At 38.2% G+C, this 254-nt stretch carries 1 pseudogene; it reads left to right on the top strand.

Annotation, left to right across the window (positions count from 1 at the left end):
* Positions 1–28: 28 nt before the first annotated feature.
* A pseudogene (locus AAEY98_RS22515) lies at positions 29–254 on the top strand (AMP-binding protein); the annotation flags it as partial.

Raw genomic sequence — 254 nt, 5'->3', positions numbered from 1 at the left:
ATTCATATCTACTGATACGGAGAATGACATGAATGTAACAACAAAAGCGGTTAAAGAAATAGAAAAAATAAACCCTATGCCGCTATTGCAGAGTTGTTTTAAAGGAATACAAAGCACCCCATTAACCAAGCAAACCATAGGTGACTACTTCGATAGCATTGTCGACAATACCCCCGACGCATTAGCCGTGGTTGTGCACCATCAAAACATTCGCTTGAGCTATAAAGAATTTCAGCATCAAGTTAATCAATTAG

The organism is Shewanella sp. AC91-MNA-CIBAN-0169, from assembly GCF_040310165.1.
Lineage (GTDB): Bacteria > Pseudomonadota > Gammaproteobacteria > Enterobacterales > Shewanellaceae > Shewanella.
This window is presented reverse-complemented; position numbering and strand designations above follow the sequence as displayed.